Source organism: Allobosea sp. GW822-FHT05A11, assembly GCF_058800455.1.
Genome location: NZ_JBXAMI010000004.1, coordinates 111,610 through 134,860, shown reverse-complemented (window position 1 = coordinate 134,860; position 23,251 = coordinate 111,610). Strand labels below are relative to the sequence as shown.

Below are 23,251 nucleotides of genomic sequence, written 5' to 3'. Positions count from 1 at the left end.
CGGCTTCAGGGCTTCACCAGGGGAGACAAGCGCCATGAGCATGGCATCGCAAGCATCGGACTCGCGGGCAGCGCCCCGGCCGATGACCAAGGAGGAACGGAAGGTCATCATCGCCTCGTCGGCCGGCACGGTCTTCGAGTGGTATGACTTCTATCTGGCGGGTTCGCTCGCCGCCAACATTGCACAGACCTTCGTGCCCGGCGACAACGACACGGCGAAGTTCATCTTCGTGCTGTTCGGCTTCGCCGCGGGCTTCGCGGTCCGCCCCTTCGGCGCCCTGTTCTTCGGCCGCCTCGGCGACATGATCGGCCGCAAATACACCTTCCTGGTCACGATGACCGTGATGGGCATCTCCACCTTCGTCGTCGGCCTCCTGCCGAGCTTCCAGACGATCGGCTATCTCGCGCCCGCCGCCTTCATCGTCTGCCGCCTGCTGCAGGGCCTCGCGCTCGGCGGCGAATATGGCGGCGCCGCGACCTATGTCGCCGAGCACGCCCCGATGGGCCGGCGCGGCTTCTACACCTCGTGGATCCAGACGACCGCGACGGTCGGCCTCTTCCTGTCCCTGATCGTGATTCTCGCCCTGCGCCTCAGCATGTCGCCGGAAGCCTTCGCGGCCTGGGGCTGGCGCATTCCGTTCCTGCTCTCGATCATCCTGCTCGGCTTCTCGATCTGGATCCGTCTCCAGCTCTCCGAATCGCCGGCCTTCGTGAAGATGAAGGAAGAAGGCACCCATTCGAAGGCCCCGCTCTCGGAAGCCTTCGGCAACTGGCAGAATGCCAAGATCGGCCTCATCGCGCTGTTCGGTGGCACCGCCGGCCAGGCGGTCGTCTGGTACACCGGCCAGTTCTACGCGCTGTTCTTCCTGACCCAGACGATGAAGATCGACGGCACCACCGCCAACCTGCTGATCGCGCTCTCGCTGCTCGCCGGCACGCCGTTCTTCATCCTGTTCGGTTGGCTCTCCGACAAGATCGGCCGCAAGCCGATCCTGCTGGCCGGCTGCCTGATCGCCGCCCTGACCTATTTCCCGCTCTTCACGATGCTCGCGAAGACCGCGAATCCGAAGCTCATCACCGCGACGGAGACCGTCAAGCTGGTGCTCACCTCCGACCCAGCCCAGTGCGGCACGCTCTTCGACCCCGTCGGCGTGCGCACCTTCACCAAGCCCTGCGACGTCGTCCGCCGCACCCTGGCGACCAACTCGATCCACTACGATCTGGTCGCCGGCCCGGCAGGCTCGCCGCTCAAGGCCTCGATCAACGGTGCCGACGCCCCGGCGACGGCCGCCGAGCTCGTCACCGCCGCCCAGGCCGCCGGCTATCCCAAGGCCGGTGACCCGACCATCCTGAAGACGCCGACCATCGGTCAGGTCCTGACCGACAGCCGCGCTCTGCAGGCCGCGGGTATCCTGTTCATCCTCGTGGTGTTCGTGACCATGGTCTACGGCCCGATTGCCGCGCTGCTGGTCGAGCTCTTCCCGACCCGCATCCGCTACTCCGGCATGTCGCTGCCCTACCACATCGGCAACGGCTGGTTCGGCGGCTTCCTGCCTCCGACCGCCTTCGCCATCGTGGCGGCTAGCGGCAACATCTTCTCGGGCCTCTGGTATCCGATCATCGTGGCGCTCGGCACCTTCGTGATCGGCCTGCTCTTCCTGCCGGAGACCAAGGATCGCGACATCCTGAAGTGATCATCGCCTGACGGCGATCCGGGCCCCGCCTCCCAAGGCGGGGTCTTTTTCATGGGCACGGATACACAGGCTTGCCCTCGCGCCGCGCGGCTGGTAACCGCTGCTTCGGTCGACTTCGGGGCACATTTTTCCGAGGCGGCAGCTTCCGGCCACAGGGCCGAATGCGACGGCGCCGGCGTAGCACAGCGGTAGTGCAGCGGTTTTGTAAACCGAAGGTCGGGAGTTCGATCCTCTCCGCCGGCACCAGTCCAGACGATCATTCGCGCGGATACGCTCTTCGCCGATATGCCCGTGATGAACGCTCCGATGCGGCACCGCTTGCCGGATCGCGTTCGGCTCCGAGCTTACGGCGCGGGCTTCGTCGAGGGCATCGAGATGACCTTGCCGTCCGGCATGATGATGTCGCCGGGCTTCTGGCCGGCCGCGCATTCGCCGAGGCGTTTGGCCTCGACGACCAGCTTGCGCTCCACGGGAGCGGATTGACCGGGCATTCCGCTCAGCTTCGTCGTCCCTTCGGTCCGGACCGACGTCTCGAAATCGCCGGTGATGACGCTGCTGCCGGAGGCCTTGATCTGGCCGACCGCGCATTCCGTCTCGACGGCGTAGCCCGTTGCCGTCTTCGTCACCAGCATCTTCGAGCAGGCCCCGGCGGCAAGCCCGCCGACGATCGACTGGTCGGTTCCCGGCCCAACGCATTGCTTCGCGATCGTTTCGCCCTCGTTGCCGGTCGATTTCGTCTCCCACAGCCCGGGCTTGCGTTGCGGAATCTGCTGCTGTGCGAAGGCGGGCAGCGCAACGAGAAGACCGAGTGCGGCAATCAACACAGGTTTCATGGGACGCTTTCCGATCTGAAATGGGCGATGTCCAGACAAGACGGGCGCCAAGGCCAGAATGAGGCAGCGCCTCGCAGGGCCGGCGAGACGACCGGGAAAGCGGCCTTGACAGATCGGCTGCTCCGGGAACGTTTGGCAGGCCGGGCGGTTACCCATCCGGTCAAGCTCCGGGAGGCTTCGATGAAGGCCATTGTCCTCATGCTCGCCCTTCTCCTGAATGCCGGAATGGCGGCGGCGCAAACGCGCCCCTCGACGGTCTCGCGCCCCTGTGCGGCAAGCCAGCGCGATGTCCAGGTCAACGGCGCCATCGTGCTAGGGACCGGCGGCTACACCTATGATCGCTTCGTGCGCGATCGCAGCTTCTGCGAGTTCGACGAGGGCCTGGACCCTGCCTTCGTGCCGAGCCGGGACAGCCAGACCTGCTTCGTCGGCTATCGCTGCAAGAGCCAGTCGCGCTGGTTCAACGACTGACGCGCGCTTCCCGCCCGGAACCTCCCGCCTCCCGTGACGTTCCCTTGGGTGGGGCGAAACCCCGGTCTTGCAGGGAGGTTCGCATGCGTCGTCTTCTTCTCGTTACCGCGTCCATCGCGCCATTGCTCGTGGCCACCGGCCTGGCCGCGTCAGCCCAGCCGCATTTCGGCGGCGCCGGCTTCCGGCATGGCGGCGGAGGCTTTCATTCACGCGGCATCGGCATGAGGCCGCACGGTATGCGGCCGGCCTTCCCCGCCTATCGACAGAATGCCCGCTCCGGCTGGCATGGCGGCGGATGGGGCTGGCGCCGCGCCGGCCATTACCCCTATCGTGGATATCGCCGCGGCTACCCCTATTGGGGCGCCGCCTCGGGCCTGGCGGCGGCAGCCACGCTCGGCGCGATCGCAACTTATCCGTACGAGCCGACCTATCCGGTCTATCCGGCTTACGAGGCGATACCGGCGGCGGAGGGCGGCCAATGCAGCACGCCGGTCAAGATCTGCACGCTCTATGAACCGGCCCCGATCGGGATCGGGTGCTCCTGCCGCGTGCCGGGCGGCCGTGCCCGCGGAACGGTCGTCGGTCCCTGAGGTCGACCGGCCGGCATCGTCATTCCATGGCTGGCCGACAGGCGCGATGATGGGCTAGAAGTCACAGCTTGCGGCGCCGCCCTGCAGCGCGCCGATCTCATCGATCTTTGTACGGACCGGAATGGACGACCGGACTCAACTTCTCTCGCTCGCGGCCCGATGCGAAGCTTCCAGCAAGCCCGATCGCGAGCTCGATGCCGATATCTACGAGGCGCTGGGCTTCGTCGTGCGGCGCAAGCCGGCACGGCTGGTCAATCGCCGCACGCCGGCCGGCGGTATCTACCAGCATGGCTCCTTCTGGAAGACGCTCGGCACGGTTAGCGCCGATATCGACATCGCCGTGTCGCTGCTGCGGCAGAAGGCGCCGGGCTGGAACTGGAGCCTGCAATGCCTCGCAAGCGACGACAGCCTGGCCTTCCAGGCGCTCGTCGCCGATTGCTCGGGCCAGGGCGTCATGGGCTCGCTCGCGCTCTGTGCCGCCATGCTGCGCGCGCTCGCCCGGCGCGGACCGCCCGCGGCCGCCGCCTCCTCGGACCCGTGCCTCACGGAAACTTGACCTACCGACAAGCCCTTGCGGTTGAACGCAAGGCGGCCGCCGCTAGTCTGCCACTCACCCGAGGGGAGAGAACAGACCATGCAGGACACAGATTTCACGCGCCGTGCCGCTCTGGTCGGCACCGGTGCTTTCATTGCCGCTGCAACACTCGATCTGCCCGGGCCCGGCCCGGCCCAGGCACAAGGAACTCCCGTGAACCAGGCCCCCGGATTCTACCGCTACAAGATCGGTGACATCACCCTCACCGCGATCAATGACGGCTTCGGCAAGCGCCCGCTCGAAGGCTTCGTCCGCAATGCCGAGCTCGCCGATGTGAAAAAGGCGATGGAGCAGGCCTTCCTGCCGCAGGACGCGCTCAACATCACCTTCACCACCCTGGCGATCCAGCAGGGCGGCAAGCTCACCCTGATCGACACCGGCAACGGCGATTCGGGTGCGCCGACCTCCGGCACCTGGATGGCGAATTTCAAGGCGGCGGGGCTCGACCCGAAGGACGTCTCCAGCGTCGTGTTCAGCCATTTCCACGGCGACCACATCAACGGCTTCCGGCTGAAGGACGGCAAGGCCGTGTTCCCCAATGCCGAGGTGATGGTGCCGGCGGCCGAATGGGCCTTCTGGATGGACGACGCGAAGATGAATGCCGCGCCCGAGGGCATGAAGGGCGCCTTCGCCGGCGTGCGCCGCGTCTTCGGCCCGGTCGCCAAGGACGTGAAGCAGTTCGAGCCCGGCAAGGAGCTCCTGCCGGGTCTGACGCCGATCGCGGCGCCCGGTCATACGCCAGGTCACACCGTCTTCGCGCTGACCTCCGGCAACGGCAAGCTGATGATCATGTCGGACACGACCAATCATCCCGCCCTGTTCGTGCGCAACCCCGACTGGTCGGCCGTGTTCGACATGGACGGCCCGCAGGCGGCGGCGACGCGGCGCAAGCTGCTCGACATGGTCTCGACTGACCGGATGCAGGTCGCATTCTACCACGCGCCCTTCCCCGCGACCGGGCATATCGCCAAGGACGGCAACGGCTTCGAGATGGTGCCGGTGCAGTGGAGCACGGCGCTCTGAAGCCCCTCGCACTTGCCGCAGACACGAGGCCGGGCATCTCGCCCGGCCTTTTTCTTGGGCGGCCGGCCTCGCGGCCGGCTGCCGGGTCATGGTAAGCCTGCCGGGACACTGCCGAGGCTGCCGTTTCAGGATATGTGATGACCGAGCGATTCGGGGCGATCTCCTTCGTCGCCAGCGATACTCCCGAAGCGGAAGCGGCGCTGGCCCGGCTGGTCGAGCGCTACGGCAATGCCGACCCGGCCGATGCCGAGGTGATCGTCGCGCTGGGCGGCGACGGCCTGATGCTGCAGACGCTTCATCGCTTTCTCGGAACCGGCAAGCCGATCTACGGGATGAACCGGGGTTCGGTCGGCTTCCTGATGAACGAGTTCAAGGAGCGCGGCCTGCGCAAGCGGCTCGAGGCAGCGCAGCGCAGCGTCGTCCATCCACTCTCGATGCAGGCGGTGGATCAGCACGGCAAGACCGTGCAGGCCCGCGCGATCAACGAGGTCTCGCTGCTGCGGCGTTCCTATCAGGCCGCGAAGCTGCGGATCTCGGTCGATGGTCAGGTGCGCCTGACGGAACTGATCGCCGACGGCGTGCTGCTGGCGACACCGGCCGGCTCGACCGCCTACAACCTCTCGGCCAACGGCCCGATCCTGCCGCTGGATGCGCCGCTGCTCGCGCTGACGCCGATCTCGGCCTTCCGCCCCCGGCGCTGGCGCGGGGCGTTGCTGCCCGACCATGCCCGCGTCTCGATCGAAGTGCTGGAGGCCGAGAAGCGTCCGGTCAGCGCCGTCGCGGATCACACCCAGATCGACGAGGTCCGCTCGGTCGAAATCGAGATCGATCGCAATGTCGATCTCGTGATGATGCACGACCCCGGCCACAGCCTGGACGAGCGCATCCTGCGCGAGCAGTTCGGCTACTGAAGCAGTCCGGGCTCAGGCCGCGTCGCGCAGATCGCCTTCGGCGAGTTCGATCAGGAAGGACGGATCGGCCTCGACGAGCAACGCGAGCGCGGCATCGTCCGCGAGCGAATCCGCCAGGCCGCGCGCCTCCTCGCGAGCGGCCTCCGCATCCATGCGACGCAGCAGGCCCATCAATCCGTCGACCTCCGGCCCTTCCAGTCTTTCGCAGGCGATCAGGACCGCGCGCAAAAGGCTGCGGTCAATGCCGTTGCCGGCCGCACCGCGATCGAATCCGCGCGCGTTGAGGGCGAGGATGGCGGCCGCAAAGGCCGGTTCCAGCGAAGCCGGAAGCCCGGCCTTGCGGCAAAGCGCCTTCAGCCCGGCGCCGCGCTTGTCGCGCAACAGCGCCGCCACACGCTCTTCGGGCAAGCCGGACAGGGCGACGAAAGCAGCCTCGGCCAGGGCCGGCTCGCCGCTGAGCAGGGAGCGCAGCATCAGCCCGGACGTCAGCCGGCCGGTAACCCTGAGCACCTCGACGATCGCCGGCGCATCGCTGGCTTCGCCACCGGCAGCGAGCGCGACCGCGACCCGCTCGGTCGATTCGCGCGCCAACCGGGCGCTGCGCTCGGGCGTGAGCCAGCCGCAACCGGTCACAAAATTCGCCAGTGTGTCGGAGACCTTGGCGGCGATGGCCTGGCGCAAACCGCCCGGCAGATCGGCGCGTTCGAGCAGCGCCTCGCGCAGGGCGCCATTATCGCCATGCCGCTCGATCATGCGTTCGAGCGAGAAATCGGGGATCTCGGCCGTGCGGTTGCCGGCGAGCGTGACGAGCGCCTCTGCACAGCCGACTTCGGCGAGCGCGGCACAGACACCAAGCGGCAGGCAGCGGCGCATGGCGATGGCCTTCTGGGCGAGCGTATCGCCGATCGCAGCGGCATCGACGAGATCGGCCTCGGTCAGCACCGGCGAATGCGCCAGGACGAGCGCCGCGACATCACTCTGCTCGGCGATCAGGCTGAGCGCGAGATTGCGCGGCGTGCGCATCGAGGGCGCCATCTCCTCGGCGATCGCCCGCCGCACCAGCGGCGAGGGATCGTCGATCAGCGCCATCAGTGCCGTCTCGGCCTCGTGCCTGTCCTCGTCGGACATGCCGGAGCGCAGATAGGCCGCCGCGAGGCTGGCGGCACCGCTCGCGCGTGCCTCCGCCGGTGCGGTACGAGCCCAAAGCAGGAAGCGCCGAACGATCATGCTCCGCTCCGCTGAATCATGAAGGAAGACAGGTCGAGCGGCCCGCTTCGTCGTGTCGCCGCCGGCTGCGAGGCCGCCAAGGCGGGCTGGGTCAGGTCGGTCGGCCGCGAGGGCGGCAGCGGCGCGTTGACCGCCTTGGCCGTGGCGCCGACAGACGCTGCACCAGCAACGGGATTGGCATCCGACATCGTGGTTTCGCTCTGGCCGGAGCGCGGGAAATAGCGTTCGCCACCTTCGAGCGAGGCCATGCGCGTGCCGCCACGCGGCGGTGTCGTCCAGAGATTGGCGACGGCCTTCGAGACCGGATCGCGCGAGCCGCCGGTCGAGAACAACCCGACGAGGCCCCTGGCACGGCCTTCACGCAGCCCGGCAGCCACCTCGGCAACCGGGATATCGCCCTGCCCCGCCTGCGCGCTCGGCGTCACGTTGGCCGCGACCTGCGTGCTGGCATGGCTGGCGGCCAGCACCCCATAGACTTCCTGCACGCTGCGCGCACGGCCGGCCTTGTCGTAGAAGATGCCGCGATTGGCGGCGGCGGCGTCCGGGAAATCGCGCGCCGCAACGCGGCTGGGGTCGCTGGCCGCGGCGCGGATCAGGTCGGAGGCGCCGCGAGAACCCAGCACATGCGCCATGTAGAGCTCGCCGGCCTGCGGCTGTCGCCCAAGACTCGAGGCAAGCTGGTCGCGATTCTTCTGGGTCAGCGCGCCGGCCATCACGGCCGCGACCTGCGGATCGTTGCGCAATTGCAGGATCTTCTCGCGCGCCACCGGGTCGGAGACGCTGAGGCGCCCGCCGCTCTCGCTGATCGCGTCCGCATATTGCGAGAGGCCCTGCTTGGGGCCCTCCTGCTTGACCATGGCGAGCCAGGTCTGCTCGATGAACTGGAACAGCCCCGTGGCGCTCGATGTGCTCGCCTTGGCATTGGGCTCCAGCGAGGATTCGCGCTGCGCCGTCTTGAGCAGATAGTCGAAGCCCGCCCCCGTCCGCTCCGCGCCCTGGCGGATCGCGCTGACGACCGGGCTCGCTGGCTGCGTTTCGCGGCTCTGGCTTGACGGGGTGGTGAAGAGGAACATCGAGACCTTCGGCGGGCGGCCTTGCGCGCATTGCGAAGGCACGCCTCGAAATTGCCTCCATTATGGTAAGCGAAGCGTTAAGATGGACCTCATGCCGCTGGGGCAGCAGCGCTTTCCGCTTCCCTCCCCGCAGAGGTCCCTCTACGACTTCTCGTTCCGGCTCGGCAGCCGGCATTGCGAAGGCGGAGGCGTCGATGGCGGATGTGGTGCGTCACAAGCGTGGCGGGATCTATTTCGAGGATTTCCAGGTTGGTGCGGTCATCGAGCACGGCCTGACCCGAACCGTCACGCAGATGGACAACATGCTGTTCTCCAACATGACGCTGAACCCGCAACCCCTTCATATCGACGCGCATTTCTGCGCCACCGAAACCGAATGGGGCAAGCCGCTGATGAACTCGCTGTTCACGCTCGGCCTGATGATCGGCATCTCCGTCAACGACACCACGGTCGGCACCACGATCGGCAATCTCGGCATGACCGACGTCGTCTTCCCCGCCCCGCTCTTCGAGGGCGACACGATCAACTGCACCACCGAGATCGCGGCCAAGCGCGAGTCGCGCTCGCGTCCCGATGCCGGCATCGTCGAGTTCATTCACAAGGCCTACAAGCAGGACGGCACGCTGGTCGCCCAGTGCCGCCGACAGGCCTTCATGCGCAAGCGCCCCGCGCCTGCCACGGTCGCGGTCTGACCCGCATGCGCTCGCTCCTGTTCGTGCCGGGCGACAGCCCGAAGAAGCAGCAGAAGGGCCTGGAATGCGGCACTGATGCGCTGATCCTCGACCTCGAGGATTCCGTCGCGCTCGACGCCAAGCCGCAGGCGCGCGAGATCACCCGTGCCTTCCTCGAATCGACCCGTGCCCTGCCGAAACGCCCCCTGCTGATCGTCCGTATCAATGGCCTGGCGACCGGGATGAGCGATGCCGATCTCGACGCGATCATGCCGGGTGCGCCCGACGCGATCATGCTGCCCAAATCGGAGGGCGGCACCGATGTCGGCCACCTCGCCGCCAAGATCGCCGTGCGCGAGGCCGAGGCCGATCTGCCGGACGGCATGACGCGCATCCTCCCGATCGGCACCGAGACCGGCAAGGGCATCTTCGGGCTCGGCAGCTATGCCCGCTCCTCGCACCGCCTGATGGCCCTGACCTGGGGCGCGGAAGACCTCTCCGCCGATCTCGGCGCCGAGACCAACCGGCTGGAGGACGGCTCCTACGCCGATCCCTACCGCCTCGCCCGCGCGTTGACCCTGTTCGCGGCGACGGCAGCCCAGGTCGAGGCGATCGACACCGTCTTCACCAATTTCCGCGACGACGCCGCCTTCCGGGCCGAATGCCTGGCTGCGCGCCGCGACGGCTTCACCGGCAAGATGGCGATCCACCCGGCGCAGGTCGCACCGATCAACGAGATCTTCGCGCCTTCGCCGGCGGCGCTCGCCAAGGCGCGGCAGATCATCGCCCTGTTCGAGGCCAATCCCGGCGCCGGCGTCATCGGCCTCGATGGGGAAATGCTGGATCGTCCCCATCTGATCAGGGCAGAGCGGCTCGTCGCACGAGCTCGCAAACTGGCTGAATGAACCGCCGGAGGCGATTCGAATGACTCAGGTTTTCGAGATTTCAGGGATGCATTGCGGTGGCTGCGCGTCTCGCGTCCAGCGAGCCGCGACCGCGCTCGCTCCCGGCGCGACGGTCACGCTCGATCCGCCACGCCTCACGCTGCCAGAAGGCGCGAGCCTCGATGCCGAGGCGATCAACAAGGCGCTGGCGGAGTTCGGAGATTACCGCGCCAAGCCGCTGGCGGGTTGAAACGCCTCTACCCGCCTGCCGGACGCGTGATCGAGAACAGGCTCGTCACCTCGGCATAATCGGCATAGCCGCAGCGCGCGATCGGGTTGGCGCCCGCCGTGTCGAAGCGCCCGTCCTTGACGAAAGCATCGTCGATGAAGATGCCGACGACCTGCCCCAGCACCATCCAGCGCGGTACCGCCTGACCGTCGAGGTCGTGCAGTTGCTGGACCGAAAGCAGCTTGCATTCGAGCGCAGCCGGCGTGCCGGCGACGCGCGGTGGCTTGACGAAGCGCGACGGCGCCATGTCCAGCCCGGCATGAGCATATTCGCTCTCGCCGCGTGGCAAGGGGGCCGAAGTCAGGTTCATCGGCTGCGCCAGCGCCTTGGTCACCAGCGAGCAGGTGAACTCCCCGGTCTCCTCGACGAAGGCGACGGCATCCTTCTTGTTCTCCGAGGAGAACATCACGATGTTCGGCCGCGACGAGATCGCGTTGAAGAAGCTGTAGGGCGAGAGATTGACCTCGCCCTTGGCGTTCAGCGCCGTGATCCAGCCGATCGGCCGCGGCGCCACGATCGCCTTGAACGGATCGTGGGGCAGGCCGAGATCGTCCTTCGTCGCCGAATAGATCATCGCGTCAGGTCCCGTAATAGCTGACGATATCGGCCATCACCGGCCGGTCGCGATCGGTGATCGGCGCCGTCGGCGTGCCCAGATGGACGAAACCGGCCATGCGCTCGTCCTCGGCCAACCCGAAGGCGCTGAGCACCTGCCGGTCGAACGAGAACCAGTTGGTCAGCCACGACCCTGCATAGCCCATGGCATAGGCGGCGACGAGCATGTTCATGCAGACCGCGCCGGCCGAAAGCTCCTGCTCCCAGAGCGGGATCTTGGCATGCTCCCGCGCCCGCGAGACCACGCCGACGATGACGGGCGCATGGAGCAGGCGCTTGCGCTCGAACTCGACCTGATCCTCGCTCGCCTGCGGGTTCTTCTCGCGGAAGATGCGCGCGACGATTCCCGCCGCCTCTTCGCGGGCCGCGCCCTTGAAGACGATGAAGCGCCAGGGCGAGAGCTTGCCATGGTCGGGCACGCGCGCGGCGATGGCAAGCAACTCGTCGAGCTGGGAGCCGTCGGGGCCCGGCGCGGTGAGGAACTGCGGCGGCACGGAGCGACGCAGCTTGAGCAGAGAGAGCGTATCGGTCATGAAACATCCGGACAGTGGCTTTGGAATTGACCTATTCCTTCGCCATGATGAGGACAAGCGGAGCTGCTCATACATCGCCGCAGAGCCGCCGAGGACGAAAAGCATGCTTGAATTGGAGCATTTTCAGGCGAAGTGGGCACCGGTTCGCGTGAAGAGAATGCGACACGACAAAAATCCAAATGGTTTTGAAGCTGGCCGCCGCCTTGCGGGCGCCGTCTTCGCCGTGGCCGTCCTGCTTGCGCCCAATCTCGCCGGCGCCCAGGCTCCCGATCCCGGCCCCGGTGCAGACACCCCTGCCCCCGCCCCCATGCAAGGGCAGCCGGTCGCGCCGAACGGACTGGCGCGCCTCTCCGTCTCCGCCCAGTTCGCGGCCGACCGCAAGCCGATCCGCTCGGGGCTGAACTGGCGCGTCGTGAGCGAAAGCGTCGATGGTGCGTCGCCCCGGATCGTCGCACGCTCCTCCGAGCCGGAGCCCGCCTTTTCGCTGCCGCCCGGCAACTACACCGTTCATGCCGGTTACGGCTTCGCCAGCGGCACGAAGCGTGTCAGCCTCGGCCAGCAGGGACTGCGCGATCAGGTCCAGATCAGCGCCGGCGCGCTCTCGCTCGCGGGTTCGATCGGCGATGCCCCGATCCCGGGGACGCTGCTGTCCTTCTCGGTTTTCGTGCCCTTGCAGGGCAACTCGGAAGGTCGGCTGATCACGAACGGCGCCAAGGCCGGCGAGATCATCCGCCTGCCGGAGGGCACCTATCACGTCGTCTCGACCTACGGAGATTCCAACGCGATCCAGCGCGCCGATGTGAAGGTCGAGAACGGCAAGGTAACGGATGCGACGCTGCATCACCGCGCCGCCAAGGTCACGCTGAAGCTCGTCGCCAGTGCCGGCGGTGAAGCCTTCGCCGGCACTGCCTTCAGTGTGCTGACCCCGGGCGGCGACGTCATCCGCGAGGCAATCGGCGCCTTCCCGCAGGTCATTCTGGCGGAGGGCGATTATGTGCTGATCGCCCGACAGGAGGGGCAGGTCTATTCCCGCGACTTCAAGGTCGAGTCGGGCAGCGACCGCGATATCGAGGTTTTGGCGAAGTAGCCCGAGGCACCCGCCTCAGTTCGTCGGCTTTCCCTTGCCGGCCGTCTCGATCCTCACCGGCCCGATTCCGGCGACGATCCCGTCGGCCAGCCGCAGCGCCAAACAGCGGTAACCGGCATCGACCAGATGCAGCCCGTCCATGCCGACGAGTTCCTCCGGCGTGAACTGGCGCGAATTCGACCAGCCCTTCATCATCGCATAGCGGGGGAAGAGCGAGACCCCCTGATCCTGCGCCGTCTTCACCAGCACGGCGCGGTAATCGTCGTAATGCGGGTAGCGCCCCTCGCGCGGCAGCCAGGGCAGATCCATCAGGATCATCTCGATCCCGGCGGCGCGGGCCTTGCCCACGCCCTTGCGCAGGATCTTGGCGAGCTTCTCCTCGCCGATATCGCGGATCGCATCGTTGATGACGGTCTGCCAGATCACGATCGCCGGCTTCTCCTCGACGACGTCGGCCTGCATGCGCAGCAGCATGTCATAGGCCGACTGGCCGCCGACGCCCTTGTTGACGACCCTGACCTCCGCCCCGGGCAGGCGCCGGCGCAATTCCGCCTGGAGCACGGCCGGATAGCTCTTGTCGTCGGCGCTGGCACCGGAACCCGCAGTCGCCGAGGAGCCCAGCGCCACGACAGTCAGGCGGCCGGTTTCCTGAAGGGCCTTGCGCGCCGCGGGCAGGCGCGGCTGGAACAGGGTCTTGGCCGCTTCCGCACGGCAGCGGATATCGGGCGGCGGCGGCATCGGCGCCGCGCCCGCCGCGGAATTCAGTGCGAGGAGAAGGAAGGCCGCGCTGGCGGTGCGCCACGGGCCGGGGCCGTCTCGGCGCTTGCGCCGCGTTTCGTGATCGAACGGTACCACGACAGGAAAATCCCTAACCCTGTCAGAATTGTAGCGCCACCGGCGCATATCAGCAACTGAACGCCCAGATCGAAGGATGTTTCCGCCAGCAGGATCTGCCCGATGATCGAGAGCACGACACCCGCGCAGAAGACATGCAACGAATTCTGCCCGGCATTGGCGAGCATGCGGCCGGGCGCAGCCTTCGCCAGCGCCATCCCCGACGGCAGCCAGCGGATCGCCAGCCAGGCCAGCGCCCCGATATGCAGGATGCGCGTCCAGGCGAGATTGGTCTTGTCCGAGCCGAGCTGCACGGAATCGAACCAGTCGTTCAGGGCAGCGATACCGGTCGGATTGCCGCTGGAGGTCTTCACCACCCAGGCGAAAACGATGAAGGCGACCGCCGCGACGTCGAGCCACGGCAGGCGCGGCGCGCGGATGCCGAGTTGCGCCGCCCGGCCGATGACGATGCCAAGCGTGAAAATGACCTGCCAGGCGAAGGGATTGAAGAACCAGACGCCGGCATTGCCATTGGGCAGGTTGAGCTCGAAGGCGAGCGCCATCTGCCAGATCGCCAGCGAGCAGGCCAGCGTCAGCAGCGGGCTCAGCCGCGCCGCGTAGTAGATCACCGGGAACAGCACCAGCAGCACGATATAGAGCGGCAGGATATCGAGATAGGACGGCTGGTAGGTCAGCGTCAGCGCGCCGATCAGCGCCTCGACCGTGTCGCGGAAGAAGGGCTGGATGTTGATCGCCTCGATATAGAGCGGGTTCTGCGTCCGCGTCACCGCCGTGGCGACGACGCCGCAGACGATGATGAACACCGCGAGATGGGCGATGTAGAGCGTCCAGAGCCGCGCGCCGAGCTTCAGGCCTGCGACCGCGAAGCCGCGCTGCTCGATCAGCCCGCCATAGGCCAGCGTCGCCGAAACGCCGGCCAGCAGCACGAAGATATCGGCTGCGTCCGAGAAGCCGAAATTATGCGGCATATAGGCCGAGACCACGTTTCCCGGCATGTGGTTGATGAAGATGATCAGCAGGGAAAGCCCGCGGATCACGTCGATCCGCGCATCCCGCCCCGGCGCGGCCAGCACCGCGTCCACGGCCGGTCGGCCAAGAAGCAGGAAGCGCCTGAACGAAGTATGAGAGGACACGGGATGCAAGCCCTTCAGCGAGGCTGCCGTCAGCAGGCCGGAATTCAGGATCGAAACGCTGGCGGGCCGATGACTGTTCCCGGCTCGCCGCTCTCAAGATGAACGTTCGTTGTCGAACCTGTTCATCTGCCGTTCATATAACTCCTGAGGATTCGCGTCACGCGGCGTGTTGTCACAAGCGCGTGTGGCGGATCATGAGCGGCTTTGCGGCAGGGTTGAGACGGGGCGAGGACGACACGGCAATGTGATGCCGGGTGCCTCTCAGAGCCCGCTGAGGTTCAAGGAAAATATGCGGGTCATCCCGGGCTTGACCCGGGATCCATGCCGGAGCGCTTCCGGTTGAGGTTCAGGAATGGATCCCGGATCTCCGCTTCGCTCCGTCCGGGATGACTCGCTCTTTTAAGAGACCGCAGCGCCTTCATGCGAACGGCCAATGCGCCTCAGTATGGCGGCTCGGCGTAAACCGGCTTGCCATCGATCAACAGGCGCTTGATCGCGGCCTCGCCCGACGACGAGACGGCAGCCACGACCTCGATCCGGGCCTTGTCGGTGGTCTCGATCGCCTTGCCCTCGCCCTGCGGCACGAAATAGCTCTCGAGCCCATAGGCGATGCGCAGGCGGTTGCGCCGTCCGCTGCAATCGACATCACCGTTCGCATTGGTGGCGCAGGCCGAGGTCGCTGTGACACGCCCGGCGATCACCACCGTGCCGTCGCCGGCCTTCGGCCAATCCCGCGTGACGCCGATTGCCTTGGCAAAGCCCTGCTCGTCGCGGCCGAGGCTGACATAGACCCGCTCGCCACGCTCGAACTCGGCCTTGCCGGCGGCGTCGGTCTCCACCGTGCTGATCGGATAGGAGAGGATGACGTAATCGCCGCGGAAGAGGTCGCGCGGATCGACCGGTACGCTCCGCAGCCGGATTTCGGCACCGCCACGCAGGATGCGCGCCCGCTGTTCGACCAGCGCGAGCAGGACGAGCCCCAGCAGCAATGCGGTGGCCAGCGCGCGCCAGAGCAGCGGCACCTTGGCGACGAGGCTGTCGGCCGAAAGTGCGCGCATCAGGCAGCTTCCTTCTCAGGCGGGTTGAGGCGGGCGAAGAGCCGCCGCGCGCCGGAGGCGATCGCCAGCAGCGCCGCGCCCGCAACGAGGAAGAACAGCGACTGGTCGAGCAATGTCCCGATCGTCTGCCAGAGGAGGATCAGGATAGCGACGCCGAACAGCACCGAGCCGGCCAGCACCAATCGCCTGATGCCTCCGACCGACCCGGCCACCACCAGCGCCGTCGCGGTCAGCAGCACGAGGCTCGCGACGATGATCTTGCCGGCCATGGCGGTGACGATGCCGGTCCAGAACACGGCCGGCACCAGCAAGGCGAAGGCGAGGCCCGCCGCCAGCGGCCAGGCGAAACGCCGCTCCCGCGCGAAGCCGGCCAGACAGGCGACGACGGGAATGGCGACCGCATAGGCCAGGAAGACGAAGCGGAAGGCGTGTCCCGCCCGCGCCTCGTCGCGGTCGAGGATGCGGATCAGCTCCGTGTTCAGCACCAGCACCAGCCCGAGCAGCCCCCAGGGCAGGCAGGCAGTGAGCACCGAAGGCAGGCCCCGGTCGAGCGCCAGCGCCCCCAGCGCCACATAGAACACGGCGAGCGCCAGCCCATAGGCCAGCAGTCCGTAATCGAAGCGGTCGAACAGCCCATAGCCCGGCGCCATCGCAAGCCAGGCAGCGGCTGCGAGCACAACGAGGTGATGCACCAGCCGGTTATCGCGCGACAGCGAGAGCCACAGAGCCGGCAGATAGAGGATGAAGAAGCCAAGATGGGCGCCGCTGCGCGCCTCCTCCCAGCGCCCGCCGCTCCAGGCGCAGATCGCGATCAGCGCGATCGCCAGCGCGCCGTTCGAGCGCATCAGGACAGCGGCGATCAGGCCGCCGAGCGCCACCAGCAGGGCCCCGCCCGGCCAGTCCGCCGGCAGATGGTACATCTGGCCGACCAGTGCCAAGCCCGCGCCGAAGATCAGCACGCCGCAGGTCACGGCGGCATCGGCGCCGCGCGGGGATCCCTGCCGCTCCAGCCGGAACGCATAGGCGATGCAGATCGCGATGGCCGCGAGGATCATGCCAAGCTTGACGAGGCGCGGGATATCCTCCCAGCCCGCCGCGACGAACGCCGCGACGCTCGCCGCAATCAGCAGACCGCCGAGCAGGCCGATAACGGCAGGCAGGCGGATGCCGCCCTGCTCACGCGCGACCGAACGTCGGATCGCGCCGGCATTCTCGGCGCTGAGCCAGCCCTCAGTGACCCAGCGGGGAAGATCGGCTTCGAGCCGCTTGCGATAGGAGCCTGTCAGCATCGCCGGCAATCTGGCATGGCGAGGCCAGGATTCGCTAGGGGCGCGCAAACGCCTTTGTCATTCCGGGTTCGCGCTTACGCGCGCCCCGGAATGACAATCGTTGGGCGGCAAGTCGTCAGGCCACCTTCACGGCCTTCCGGCGCGCCAGATCCGGCGCCAGCGCCTCCTGGCCGAGCGCCGCAAGCGCCTCGTCGAGCGTCATCACCGTCTGCGCCTGGCTGCCGAGGCGGCGGACCGTCACGGTCTTCTCCTCGGCCTCGCGCTTGCCGACGGCGAGGATGACCGGGACCTTGGCCAGAGAATGCTCGCGCACCTTGTACGAGATCTTCTCGTTGCGCAGGTCGGCGCGCGCCCTGAGACCGGCGCCCATCAGGGCCATCGTCACATCCTCGGCATAGGCGTCCGCCTCGGAAGTGATCGGGCAGACGACGATCTGCTCGGGCGCCAGCCAGAGCGGGAAATGCCCGGCATGATGCTCGATCAGGATGCCGGTGAAGCGCTCCAGCGAGCCGCAGATGGCGCGATGGACCATGACCGGCTGCTTCTTCTCGCCATCGGCGCCGATATAGAAGGCACCGAAGCGCTCCGGCAGGTTGAAGTCGACCTGCGTCGTGCCGCATTGCCAGTCGCGACCGATGGCATCGCGCAGCACATACTCGAATTTCGGCCCGTAGAAGGCGCCCTCGCCCGGATTGATCTCGGTCTTGATCCGGTTGCCGGATTGCTGAGCGATCCGCTCCAACACCTTGGTCATGACGTCTTCGGCATGGTCCCAGACCGCGTCGGAGCCGACGCGCTTCTTGGGCCGCGTCGAGAGCTTGATGACGAGATCGTCAGTGAAGCCGAAATCCTCATAGACCGAAAGGATCAGGTCGTTGATCTTCAGGCATTCGGCCGCCAGCTGCTCTTCCGTGCAGAAGATATGCGCGTCGTCCTGCGTGAAGCCGCGCACGCGCATCAGCCCATGCAGCGCGCCGGACGGCTCGTAGCGATGGACATTGCCGAATTCGGCAAGCCGGATCGGCAGATCGCGATAGCTCTTCAGACCGTGCTTGAAGATCTGGACATGGCCGGGGCAGTTCATCGGCTTCAGTGCGAAAACGCGATGGTCGCGCTCGGCATCGGCCGGGTTCTCGAAGGCCGAGGCCGACTTCACCGCGAACATGTTGTCCTGGTACCAGCCCCAGTGGCCCGAGGTCTCCCAGAGCGACTTGTCGAGGATCTGCGGCGCATTCACCTCCTCATAGTCGGCGGCGAGGCGCCGGCGCATATAGGCGATGATCTCCTGGAACAGGCGCCAGCCCTTGGAGTGCCAGAACACGACGCCCGGCCCCTCCTCCTGGAAATGGAACAGGTCCATCTCCCGGCCGAGCTTGCGGTGGTCGCGCTTCTCCGCCTCCTCGAGCTGCTTGAGATAGGCGTCGAGCTCTTCCTGCTTCGCGAAGGCCGTGCCGTAGATGCGGGTCAGCATCGCGTTGTCGGAGTTGCCGCGCCAATAGGCGCCGGCCGTCTTCATCAGCTTGAAGGCATTGCCGACCTTGCCGACCGAGGTCATGTGCGGGCCGCGGCAGAGATCGATCCAGTCGCCCTGCGCGTACATCTTCAGCGTCTGGTCGGCGGGGATCGCATCGACCAGCTCGACCTTGTAGGCCTCGCCCTTCCCGGCGAAGAAATCCTTGGCCTTGTCGCGGCTCCAGACCTCCTTGGTGAAGGGTTTGTCGCGCGCGATGATCTCGCGCATCTTCTTCTCGATCGCTGGGAAGTCTTCAGGCGTGAAGGGCTCGTTGCGGGCGAAATCGTAGAAGAACCCGTTCTCGATCACCGGGCCGATCGTCACCTGCGTGCCCGGAAACAGCTCCTGCACCGCTTCCGCAAGGACGTGGGCGGTGTCGTGCCGGATCAGTTCGAGCGAACGCGGGTCTTCCCGGTTCAGGAATTCGATCTTCGCATCGGCGGTGATCGGGTCGGCGAGATCGACGACCGTGCCGTCGAGCGCCATCGCGACGGTGCGCTTCAGCAAAGAGGGGGAAATGCCCTTGGCGAGTTCGGCCCCGGTGATGCCGGAGGGGAATTCGCGCTTGGCGCCATCGGGAAATGTCAGGGAGATCGTCATCGATCGTGCTCCTGCTCACTCGGGGATACGGACCCCGTAAGTCAGACCGGCTGCGAATGTGAGGGTTACGTTCCGCCGCCCGCAGTCGGTTCGGCGTCGGAATCGAAAGCCGCCGGCACGTTTGTCCCGCGCCAGCGGCCATAGGACCATGGCCTATACCACCTCGCATCGGGCGGCAATGCCTCGCAGACGATGTCGACGCCGCTGGTGCCCCATGGGTTGCAGCGGCAGATCCGCGCGAAACCAACCCAGCCGCCGCGCCACAAGCCGAAGCGCAGGATCGCCTCGTCGGTATAGGCCGAGCAGCTCGGCCAGTGCCGGCAATGCCGCCCGACCAGCATCGAAAGGCTGAGCTGATAGCCACGAATCGCGATATGAGCGGCTTTCCGAGGCAAAAGCGCTGCCTTTCGCAAGCGCGAACATCTTTGCTTAACAAAAAGACGCTGAAATAGATCGTCTGCTTCGTTCCGTTCAGCCGTCACCAGAACCGCTTCCCTTGCTCGACACCGGACACATGATGCGCGCCGTTCGCTTTCGCCAAGCCCCCATTCGCAAAGCCTTGTTCGGTGCCGGACTGGCGCTCGGCCTCGGCCTCGCCGTGCCGGCTTCCGCCCAGCAGCGGCCTTACCTGCTCTGGCTCGACGGCGCCAAGCTCGACATCGCCCATATCATCGGCCTGCCGCCGGCGCAGAACAGCCCCGAGGGCAAGGCAGAGTTCGAACAGGTCCAGCAGATCGTGCTGAACCGCACGCCCGAGCGCGAGAAGGCCGCGATCGCGGACCAGCGTCAGGCCCTGGTGAACTTTCTGAACGGCATGGACACTGGCTATGTCGACAACACCCATCGCGAGGTGCGGCTGCTGTTCCGCGAGGCGCAGGTCGAGCTCGGTATCCTCCTGAAGAGCGTCAACCGCCTGACCAGCCGCCAGCGTCCCTTCCAGCTCTGGGCCAAGGTCCGGGTCAAGCCCTGCCCCGGTGCGCGGCCGGTCGGCACCTCCTTCCCGTCCGGCCATGCCGCGACCGCAGCCCTCTATGCCGAACTTCTCAAGGCGGCGATCCCCGAGCTGTCGGACAAACTGGAAGAACGGGTAAAGAGCTATGACGAGAGCCGCCTGATCTGCGGCTTCCACTATCCCAGCGATATCGTTGCCGGCGACAAGGTCGGCCGCGCCGTCGCCAAGGCCCTGCTGGCGGACCACGCCTTCAAGGCCCGCTTCGACGAGACCCTGCCGGAAATCCGTGTCGCCTTCGGCGTGAAGTGAAAAACGGCTAGGCCGCGGCCTCGCGCCGCTTCGCCTCGATCTGGTCGATCGCATCGACCACTGCGTCGAAGGTCAGCATCGTCGAGGCATGGCGCGCCTTGAAGTCGCGCACCGGCACGAGCACGGCGAGATCGGCCCATTTGCCCTCGGGCGGCTCGGCATTGTCCTTCAGGATGGCGCGCGCCTGCTCGCGCACCTCCCGCAATTCCGCCGCCGTCGACCCGACGACATGGCGCGCCATGATCGAGGACGAGGCCTGCCCCAGCGCGCAGGCCTTCACCTCATGGCCGAAACCGGTGACGACATCGCCCTCCATGGTGACATCGACTGTCACGGTCGAGCCGCATAGCTTCGAATGGGCGCGCGCCGTCGCATCGGGCGATGACAGGCGCTGCAGCAGGGGGATATTGGCGGCAAGCGAGAGGATGCGCTTGTTGTAGACGTCGTCCAGCATGGTTCGATCTCTCGCCGGTCTGGAATGACCGGCACCAGAACCCAATATAAGGTTGATCGCCGCAAAACGGGAGGGCATGGGAACCTCTTCCGCCGTGAGGCATCAAACTTGTCGCACCAGCCGAGCAGCCGCAGCCTTCAAGGGGCGGTTCGCAAGGCTCCATCGTCCCAACGGGAGGCACCACATGATCCCTGTGGTTAAGTCCTTGTCCGTCGAGGGGGCTATCAGCCCCTCCGCCGACAAGTTTCTGGTCCGCAAGCCGACACAGGAAGAGGCCGAGGCCGCTGTCCGCACGCTGTTGCTCTGGGCGGGCGACGATCCGTCGCGCGAGGGCCTGGCTGACACGCCGCGACGCGTCGCCAAGGCCTACAAGGAATTCTACAAGGGCTATGCCGAGGACCCGCGCCATATCCTCGACCGTGTCTTCGAGGAGGTCGAGGGCTATCGCGACATGATCCTCGTCCGCGACATCCCGTTCTATTCGCATTGCGAGCACCACATGGTGCCCTTCGTCGGCAAGGCGCATATCGGCTATTACCCGTCGAAGGGCGTGGTCGGCCTCTCGAAGCTCGCCCGCATCGTCGATGTCTATGCCCGCCGCCTGCAGACACAGGAGACGATGACCGCCCAGATCGCCGACGTGATCGAGGAGGTTCTGGAGCCGCGCGGCGTCGCCGTCCTCGTCGAGGCCGAGCATATGTGCATGTCGATGCGCGGCGTGCAGAAGCAGGGCTCCTCGACCATGACATCGCAATATCGCGGCATCTTCCGTGACGACACGTCCGAGCAGGTCCGCTTCTTCACCATGGTGAAATCACCGGGGCTGTAGCGGTCTCGGTTGTCCGCCATCTTGGACAAGCTGTCATGCTCGGGCTTGACCCGAGCATCTCAGGACTAGAAAGCGCCCTTTCCTGCAAGAGATTCCCCGGGTCTGCGCTTCGCTCCGCCCGAGAATGACCGCAGGGTCATGCTGCAGCACGATCTCCCGACGGAGCCGAGATGAGCCTTTTCCCCACCGCGCCCGACAAGCACGCCCTCGAGGAGGGCACGGTGCTGAGCCCCCGCTTCGACGCGAACGGCCTGGTGACGGTCGTCGCGACGGAGGCCGATAGCGGCGCGGTGCTGATGGTCGCCCATATGAATGCCGAGGCGCTCAAACGCTCGATCGAGACCGGCCAGGCCTGGTACTGGTCGCGCTCCCGCAAGGAACTCTGGCACAAGGGTGCGACTTCCGGCCAGATCCAGACCATCGTCGAGATGCGAGTCGATTGCGACCAGGACGCGCTCTGGATCAAGGTGAAGGTCGCCGGCGACGGCGGCTGTTGCCATACCGGGCGCTGCTCCTGCTTCTACCGGGTCCAGCCGCTGCGAAACGAAGCGGACAAGCCGCTGATCGTTTGCGACTGACCGGATTGAAGCCGGCGCACATCGTCGATGCCGCCGGCACGCCTTCACGGATCCGTCAAAGAGAGGCGATAATGGCCGGAGGCTGGCCGTTCATCTTTCGCTCATCGGCTTCTGCGACCCTCTCATTCCACGGAGGGACAAGCCCATGCGGTGGGATGGTGTCGCGCGGCGAGCCTTTGGTCTCGGCGGAGGTGGTGCCGCAATGAATGACATGCGCCCGGTCGAGGGCCAGCCGGCTCTGGTCCGGCCGAAGATCGGCCTTGCGCTCGGCGGTGGTGCGGCGCGCGGCTGGGCCCATATCGGCGCTCTCGAAGTGCTGATCGAGGCCGGCTTCGGCCCAGACGTTATCGCCGGGACGTCGATTGGCGCCGTGGTCGGAGGCTGCCTTGCCGCGGGCAAGCTGCCCGAACTCAGCGAATTCGCCACCAGCATGACCAAGCGCCGCATCGTCGGCCTGATGGATTTCCATATCGGCGGCGCCGGGCTGATCGCGGGGGGCCGCCTGAAGCGCCTGCTCGAACAGCATCTCGACGGTATCCGGATCGAGGAGCTGGATCGCCGTTTCGTCGCCGTCGCGACCGAGCTCGGCTTCGGCCACGAAATCTGGCTGACCCATGGCCCGCTGGTCGAGGCGCTGACGGCGTCCTACGCGCTGCCCGGCATCTTCGACCCGGTGAAGCTCGGCGGACGCTGGCTGATGGACGGCGCACTGGTCAACCCGGTCCCGGTCACGGCGGCGCGCGCGCTCGGCGCCGATGTCGTGATCTGCGTCAACCTCAACAGCGATCTCGCGGGCCGCGGCACGACCATCCAGGATCAGAGCTCCGACCCCGATCCGCTCGTGCCGGAGCTGCGGGTCGAGCCGGAGCCGCGCTGGTATGACGGGATCAGCGGCGCGGCCAAGCGCGTCCGCAACATCGTCGGCCGCCCGGCCGAGAACCGTCCCGGCCTCGCCGGCGTGATGATCGACGCCTTCAACATCACGCAGGACCGGATTTCGCGCTCGCGCCTGGCGGGCGATCCGCCGGACGTGATGATCGGCCCGAAGCTCGGCCGCATCGGCCTGTTCGATTTCCACCGCGCCGGCGAGACCATCGAGCTCGGCCGGCAGGCGGCACGGCGGGCCCTGGACGACATCGCGACCCTCGTTGCCGCGAACCATATCGCGCCGGAGAGCTGAAGCCCT

Annotated in this window: 26 protein-coding genes and 1 tRNA gene; 15 read left to right on the top strand and 12 right to left on the bottom strand. The window is 66.8% G+C overall.

All coding sequences use genetic code 11. From position 1 onward, the window contains the following. Positions 1–34: 34 nt before the first annotated feature. Together AC1RLU_RS14505 and AC1RLU_RS14500 are read left to right on the top strand one after the other, a co-directional pair. Positions 35–1,693 (top strand): MFS transporter, encoded by a 1,659-nt coding sequence (locus tag AC1RLU_RS14505; protein WP_492796391.1) that lies wholly within the window; start codon positions 35–37, stop codon positions 1,691–1,693. Positions 1,694–1,864: 171 nt separating this feature from the next. Further along, a tRNA-Thr gene (locus AC1RLU_RS14500) sits at positions 1,865–1,939 on the top strand. Between the two features lie 98 nt (positions 1,940–2,037). On the opposite strand, the gene AC1RLU_RS14495 is transcribed toward AC1RLU_RS14500, so the two are convergent. Continuing rightward, positions 2,038–2,526 (bottom strand): DUF3617 domain-containing protein, encoded by a 489-nt coding sequence (locus tag AC1RLU_RS14495; protein WP_492796390.1) that lies wholly within the window; start codon positions 2,524–2,526, stop codon positions 2,038–2,040. Between the two features lie 180 nt (positions 2,527–2,706). Between AC1RLU_RS14495 and AC1RLU_RS14490 the strand changes: the two genes are divergently transcribed. The 5 genes from AC1RLU_RS14490 to AC1RLU_RS14470 all read left to right on the top strand — a co-directional run bounded on the left by AC1RLU_RS14490 (position 2,707) and on the right by AC1RLU_RS14470 (position 6,116). Further along, the gene (locus tag AC1RLU_RS14490; RefSeq protein ID WP_061967099.1) at positions 2,707–2,997 is read left to right on the top strand and encodes a hypothetical protein; all 291 of its coding nucleotides are present in this window, start codon (positions 2,707–2,709) and stop codon (positions 2,995–2,997) included. Between the two features lie 83 nt (positions 2,998–3,080). Then, positions 3,081–3,587, top strand: a complete 507-nt coding sequence (locus tag AC1RLU_RS14485; RefSeq protein ID WP_492796389.1) for a hypothetical protein — start codon at positions 3,081–3,083, stop codon at positions 3,585–3,587. 121 nt (positions 3,588–3,708) lie between these two features. Next, positions 3,709–4,143 (top strand): hypothetical protein, encoded by a 435-nt coding sequence (locus AC1RLU_RS14480; RefSeq protein ID WP_492796387.1) that lies wholly within the window; start codon positions 3,709–3,711, stop codon positions 4,141–4,143. 78 nt (positions 4,144–4,221) lie between these two features. Next, the gene (locus tag AC1RLU_RS14475; protein WP_492796385.1) at positions 4,222–5,205 is read left to right on the top strand and encodes an MBL fold metallo-hydrolase; all 984 of its coding nucleotides are present in this window, start codon (positions 4,222–4,224) and stop codon (positions 5,203–5,205) included. Between the two features lie 137 nt (positions 5,206–5,342). Next, a complete protein-coding gene (locus AC1RLU_RS14470) occupies positions 5,343–6,116 on the top strand; it encodes an NAD kinase (RefSeq protein WP_061967091.1) in 774 nt (257 codons plus the stop codon). A 12-nt stretch (positions 6,117–6,128) separates the two neighbouring features. On the opposite strand, the gene AC1RLU_RS14465 is transcribed toward AC1RLU_RS14470, so the two are convergent. Both AC1RLU_RS14465 and AC1RLU_RS14460 read right to left on the bottom strand, forming a co-directional pair. Then, positions 6,129–7,343, bottom strand: a complete 1,215-nt coding sequence (locus AC1RLU_RS14465) for a DUF2336 domain-containing protein (protein WP_091856619.1) — start codon at positions 7,341–7,343, stop codon at positions 6,129–6,131. Then, positions 7,340–8,416, bottom strand: coding sequence for a lysozyme family protein (locus AC1RLU_RS14460; protein ID WP_492796383.1), 1,077 nt, complete (start codon positions 8,414–8,416; stop codon positions 7,340–7,342). Before AC1RLU_RS14460 ends, AC1RLU_RS14465 begins: the two co-directional genes overlap by 4 nt. A 194-nt stretch (positions 8,417–8,610) precedes the next feature. On the opposite strand from AC1RLU_RS14460, the gene AC1RLU_RS14455 reads away from it, so the two are divergent. From AC1RLU_RS14455 to AC1RLU_RS14445, 3 genes are read left to right on the top strand one after another with little or no spacing between them, the layout of a single operon-like run. After that, positions 8,611–9,108, top strand: a complete 498-nt coding sequence (locus tag AC1RLU_RS14455) for a MaoC family dehydratase (RefSeq protein WP_492796381.1) — start codon at positions 8,611–8,613, stop codon at positions 9,106–9,108. Positions 9,109–9,113: 5 nt separating this feature from the next. Continuing rightward, positions 9,114–9,992 (top strand): HpcH/HpaI aldolase/citrate lyase family protein, encoded by an 879-nt coding sequence (locus AC1RLU_RS14450; protein ID WP_061967081.1) that lies wholly within the window; start codon positions 9,114–9,116, stop codon positions 9,990–9,992. Between the two features lie 19 nt (positions 9,993–10,011). Beyond that, on the top strand, positions 10,012–10,221 hold the full coding sequence (locus AC1RLU_RS14445) for a heavy-metal-associated domain-containing protein (RefSeq protein ID WP_492796379.1): 210 nt from the start codon (positions 10,012–10,014) through the stop codon (positions 10,219–10,221). A 7-nt stretch (positions 10,222–10,228) separates the two neighbouring features. Here the strand turns inward: AC1RLU_RS14445 and AC1RLU_RS14440 are convergent, their stop codons facing one another. Both AC1RLU_RS14440 and AC1RLU_RS14435 read right to left on the bottom strand, forming a co-directional pair. Further along, complete coding sequence (locus tag AC1RLU_RS14440; RefSeq protein ID WP_492796377.1) at positions 10,229–10,834, bottom strand: flavin reductase family protein; 606 nt, start codon at positions 10,832–10,834, stop codon at positions 10,229–10,231. A gap of 4 nt (positions 10,835–10,838) precedes the next feature. Then, positions 10,839–11,408 carry a nitroreductase family protein gene (locus AC1RLU_RS14435; RefSeq protein WP_061967076.1) on the bottom strand — a complete coding sequence of 190 codons (570 nt, stop codon included), beginning with the start codon at positions 11,406–11,408 and terminating at the stop codon, positions 10,839–10,841. Positions 11,409–11,565: 157 nt separating this feature from the next. On the opposite strand from AC1RLU_RS14435, the gene AC1RLU_RS14430 reads away from it, so the two are divergent. Beyond that, on the top strand, positions 11,566–12,495 hold the full coding sequence (locus AC1RLU_RS14430) for an RgsD C-terminal domain-containing protein (protein ID WP_091856616.1): 930 nt from the start codon (positions 11,566–11,568) through the stop codon (positions 12,493–12,495). 15 nt (positions 12,496–12,510) lie between these two features. On the opposite strand, the gene AC1RLU_RS14425 is transcribed toward AC1RLU_RS14430, so the two are convergent. The 6 genes from AC1RLU_RS14425 to yidD form a co-directional block, all read right to left on the bottom strand. Then, positions 12,511–13,233, bottom strand: a complete 723-nt coding sequence (locus tag AC1RLU_RS14425) for an SGNH/GDSL hydrolase family protein (RefSeq protein ID WP_162766518.1) — start codon at positions 13,231–13,233, stop codon at positions 12,511–12,513. A 23-nt stretch (positions 13,234–13,256) separates the two neighbouring features. Next, complete coding sequence (locus AC1RLU_RS14420; RefSeq protein WP_492796376.1) at positions 13,257–14,483, bottom strand: OpgC family protein; 1,227 nt, start codon at positions 14,481–14,483, stop codon at positions 13,257–13,259. Between the two features lie 440 nt (positions 14,484–14,923). Continuing rightward, a complete protein-coding gene (locus AC1RLU_RS14415; RefSeq protein ID WP_492796374.1) occupies positions 14,924–15,541 on the bottom strand; it encodes a GDYXXLXY domain-containing protein in 618 nt (205 codons plus the stop codon). After that, positions 15,541–16,830 carry a DUF2157 domain-containing protein gene (locus tag AC1RLU_RS14410; RefSeq protein ID WP_492796372.1) on the bottom strand — a complete coding sequence of 430 codons (1,290 nt, stop codon included), beginning with the start codon at positions 16,828–16,830 and terminating at the stop codon, positions 15,541–15,543. The genes AC1RLU_RS14415 and AC1RLU_RS14410 overlap by 1 nt, the downstream gene beginning before the upstream one ends. Before the next feature lie 115 nt (positions 16,831–16,945). Next, on the bottom strand, positions 16,946–18,943 hold the full coding sequence (gene thrS, locus AC1RLU_RS14405; RefSeq protein ID WP_492796371.1) for a threonine--tRNA ligase: 1,998 nt from the start codon (positions 18,941–18,943) through the stop codon (positions 16,946–16,948). 65 nt (positions 18,944–19,008) lie between these two features. Then, positions 19,009–19,338 carry a membrane protein insertion efficiency factor YidD gene (gene yidD / locus AC1RLU_RS14400; protein ID WP_091856612.1) on the bottom strand — a complete coding sequence of 110 codons (330 nt, stop codon included), beginning with the start codon at positions 19,336–19,338 and terminating at the stop codon, positions 19,009–19,011. Between the two features lie 119 nt (positions 19,339–19,457). Between yidD and AC1RLU_RS14395 the strand changes: the two genes are divergently transcribed. Then, positions 19,458–20,204, top strand: coding sequence for a phosphatase PAP2 family protein (locus AC1RLU_RS14395; protein ID WP_492796369.1), 747 nt, complete (start codon positions 19,458–19,460; stop codon positions 20,202–20,204). Between the two features lie 7 nt (positions 20,205–20,211). Here the strand turns inward: AC1RLU_RS14395 and AC1RLU_RS14390 are convergent, their stop codons facing one another. After that, complete coding sequence (locus tag AC1RLU_RS14390) at positions 20,212–20,658, bottom strand: iron-sulfur cluster assembly scaffold protein (protein ID WP_492796368.1); 447 nt, start codon at positions 20,656–20,658, stop codon at positions 20,212–20,214. A 184-nt stretch (positions 20,659–20,842) separates the two neighbouring features. Here AC1RLU_RS14390 and folE point away from each other — a divergent pair, with 184 nt between their 5' ends. The 3 genes from folE to AC1RLU_RS14375 all read left to right on the top strand — a co-directional run bounded on the left by folE (position 20,843) and on the right by AC1RLU_RS14375 (position 23,245). Continuing rightward, positions 20,843–21,487 (top strand): GTP cyclohydrolase I FolE, encoded by a 645-nt coding sequence (folE, locus tag AC1RLU_RS14385; RefSeq protein ID WP_492796366.1) that lies wholly within the window; start codon positions 20,843–20,845, stop codon positions 21,485–21,487. Between the two features lie 170 nt (positions 21,488–21,657). Continuing rightward, the gene (gene hisI / locus AC1RLU_RS14380; RefSeq protein WP_492796365.1) at positions 21,658–22,065 is read left to right on the top strand and encodes a phosphoribosyl-AMP cyclohydrolase; all 408 of its coding nucleotides are present in this window, start codon (positions 21,658–21,660) and stop codon (positions 22,063–22,065) included. Between the two features lie 202 nt (positions 22,066–22,267). Further along, on the top strand, positions 22,268–23,245 hold the full coding sequence (locus AC1RLU_RS14375; protein WP_248309128.1) for a patatin-like phospholipase family protein: 978 nt from the start codon (positions 22,268–22,270) through the stop codon (positions 23,243–23,245). Positions 23,246–23,251 lie beyond the last annotated feature (6 nt).

Excerpts from the sequence above, each read along its gene's own strand:
- AC1RLU_RS14390 (WP_492796368.1), bottom strand. The coding sequence starts at position 20,658 with ATGCTGGACGACGTCTACAACAAGCGCATCCTCTCGCTTGCCGCCAAT.
- AC1RLU_RS14415 (WP_492796374.1), bottom strand. The coding sequence starts at position 15,541 with ATGCGCGCACTTTCGGCCGACAGCCTCGTCGCCAAGGTGCCGCTGCTC.
- folE (WP_492796366.1), top strand. The coding sequence starts at position 20,843 with ATGATCCCTGTGGTTAAGTCCTTGTCCGTCGAGGGGGCTATCAGCCCC.
- AC1RLU_RS14410 (WP_492796372.1), bottom strand. The coding sequence starts at position 16,830 with ATGCTGACAGGCTCCTATCGCAAGCGGCTCGAAGCCGATCTTCCCCGC.
- AC1RLU_RS14485 (WP_492796389.1), top strand. The coding sequence starts at position 3,081 with ATGCGTCGTCTTCTTCTCGTTACCGCGTCCATCGCGCCATTGCTCGTG.
- AC1RLU_RS14490 (WP_061967099.1), top strand. The coding sequence starts at position 2,707 with ATGAAGGCCATTGTCCTCATGCTCGCCCTTCTCCTGAATGCCGGAATG.
- AC1RLU_RS14475 (WP_492796385.1), top strand. The coding sequence starts at position 4,222 with ATGCAGGACACAGATTTCACGCGCCGTGCCGCTCTGGTCGGCACCGGT.
- AC1RLU_RS14395 (WP_492796369.1), top strand. The coding sequence starts at position 19,458 with ATGATGCGCGCCGTTCGCTTTCGCCAAGCCCCCATTCGCAAAGCCTTG.
- AC1RLU_RS14445 (WP_492796379.1), top strand. The coding sequence starts at position 10,012 with ATGACTCAGGTTTTCGAGATTTCAGGGATGCATTGCGGTGGCTGCGCG.
- hisI (WP_492796365.1), top strand. The coding sequence starts at position 21,658 with ATGAGCCTTTTCCCCACCGCGCCCGACAAGCACGCCCTCGAGGAGGGC.
- AC1RLU_RS14435 (WP_061967076.1), bottom strand. The coding sequence starts at position 11,408 with ATGACCGATACGCTCTCTCTGCTCAAGCTGCGTCGCTCCGTGCCGCCG.
- AC1RLU_RS14440 (WP_492796377.1), bottom strand. The coding sequence starts at position 10,834 with ATGATCTATTCGGCGACGAAGGACGATCTCGGCCTGCCCCACGATCCG.
- AC1RLU_RS14430 (WP_091856616.1), top strand. The coding sequence starts at position 11,566 with ATGCGACACGACAAAAATCCAAATGGTTTTGAAGCTGGCCGCCGCCTT.
- AC1RLU_RS14455 (WP_492796381.1), top strand. The coding sequence starts at position 8,611 with ATGGCGGATGTGGTGCGTCACAAGCGTGGCGGGATCTATTTCGAGGAT.
- AC1RLU_RS14470 (WP_061967091.1), top strand. The coding sequence starts at position 5,343 with ATGACCGAGCGATTCGGGGCGATCTCCTTCGTCGCCAGCGATACTCCC.
- AC1RLU_RS14495 (WP_492796390.1), bottom strand. The coding sequence starts at position 2,526 with ATGAAACCTGTGTTGATTGCCGCACTCGGTCTTCTCGTTGCGCTGCCC.
- AC1RLU_RS14450 (WP_061967081.1), top strand. The coding sequence starts at position 9,114 with ATGCGCTCGCTCCTGTTCGTGCCGGGCGACAGCCCGAAGAAGCAGCAG.
- AC1RLU_RS14375 (WP_248309128.1), top strand. The coding sequence starts at position 22,268 with ATGAATGACATGCGCCCGGTCGAGGGCCAGCCGGCTCTGGTCCGGCCG.
- AC1RLU_RS14505 (WP_492796391.1), top strand. The coding sequence starts at position 35 with ATGAGCATGGCATCGCAAGCATCGGACTCGCGGGCAGCGCCCCGGCCG.
- AC1RLU_RS14460 (WP_492796383.1), bottom strand. The coding sequence starts at position 8,416 with ATGTTCCTCTTCACCACCCCGTCAAGCCAGAGCCGCGAAACGCAGCCA.
- AC1RLU_RS14425 (WP_162766518.1), bottom strand. The coding sequence starts at position 13,233 with ATGCCGCCGCCGCCCGATATCCGCTGCCGTGCGGAAGCGGCCAAGACC.
- AC1RLU_RS14480 (WP_492796387.1), top strand. The coding sequence starts at position 3,709 with ATGGACGACCGGACTCAACTTCTCTCGCTCGCGGCCCGATGCGAAGCT.
- AC1RLU_RS14465 (WP_091856619.1), bottom strand. The coding sequence starts at position 7,343 with ATGATCGTTCGGCGCTTCCTGCTTTGGGCTCGTACCGCACCGGCGGAG.
- thrS (WP_492796371.1), bottom strand. The coding sequence starts at position 18,943 with ATGACGATCTCCCTGACATTTCCCGATGGCGCCAAGCGCGAATTCCCC.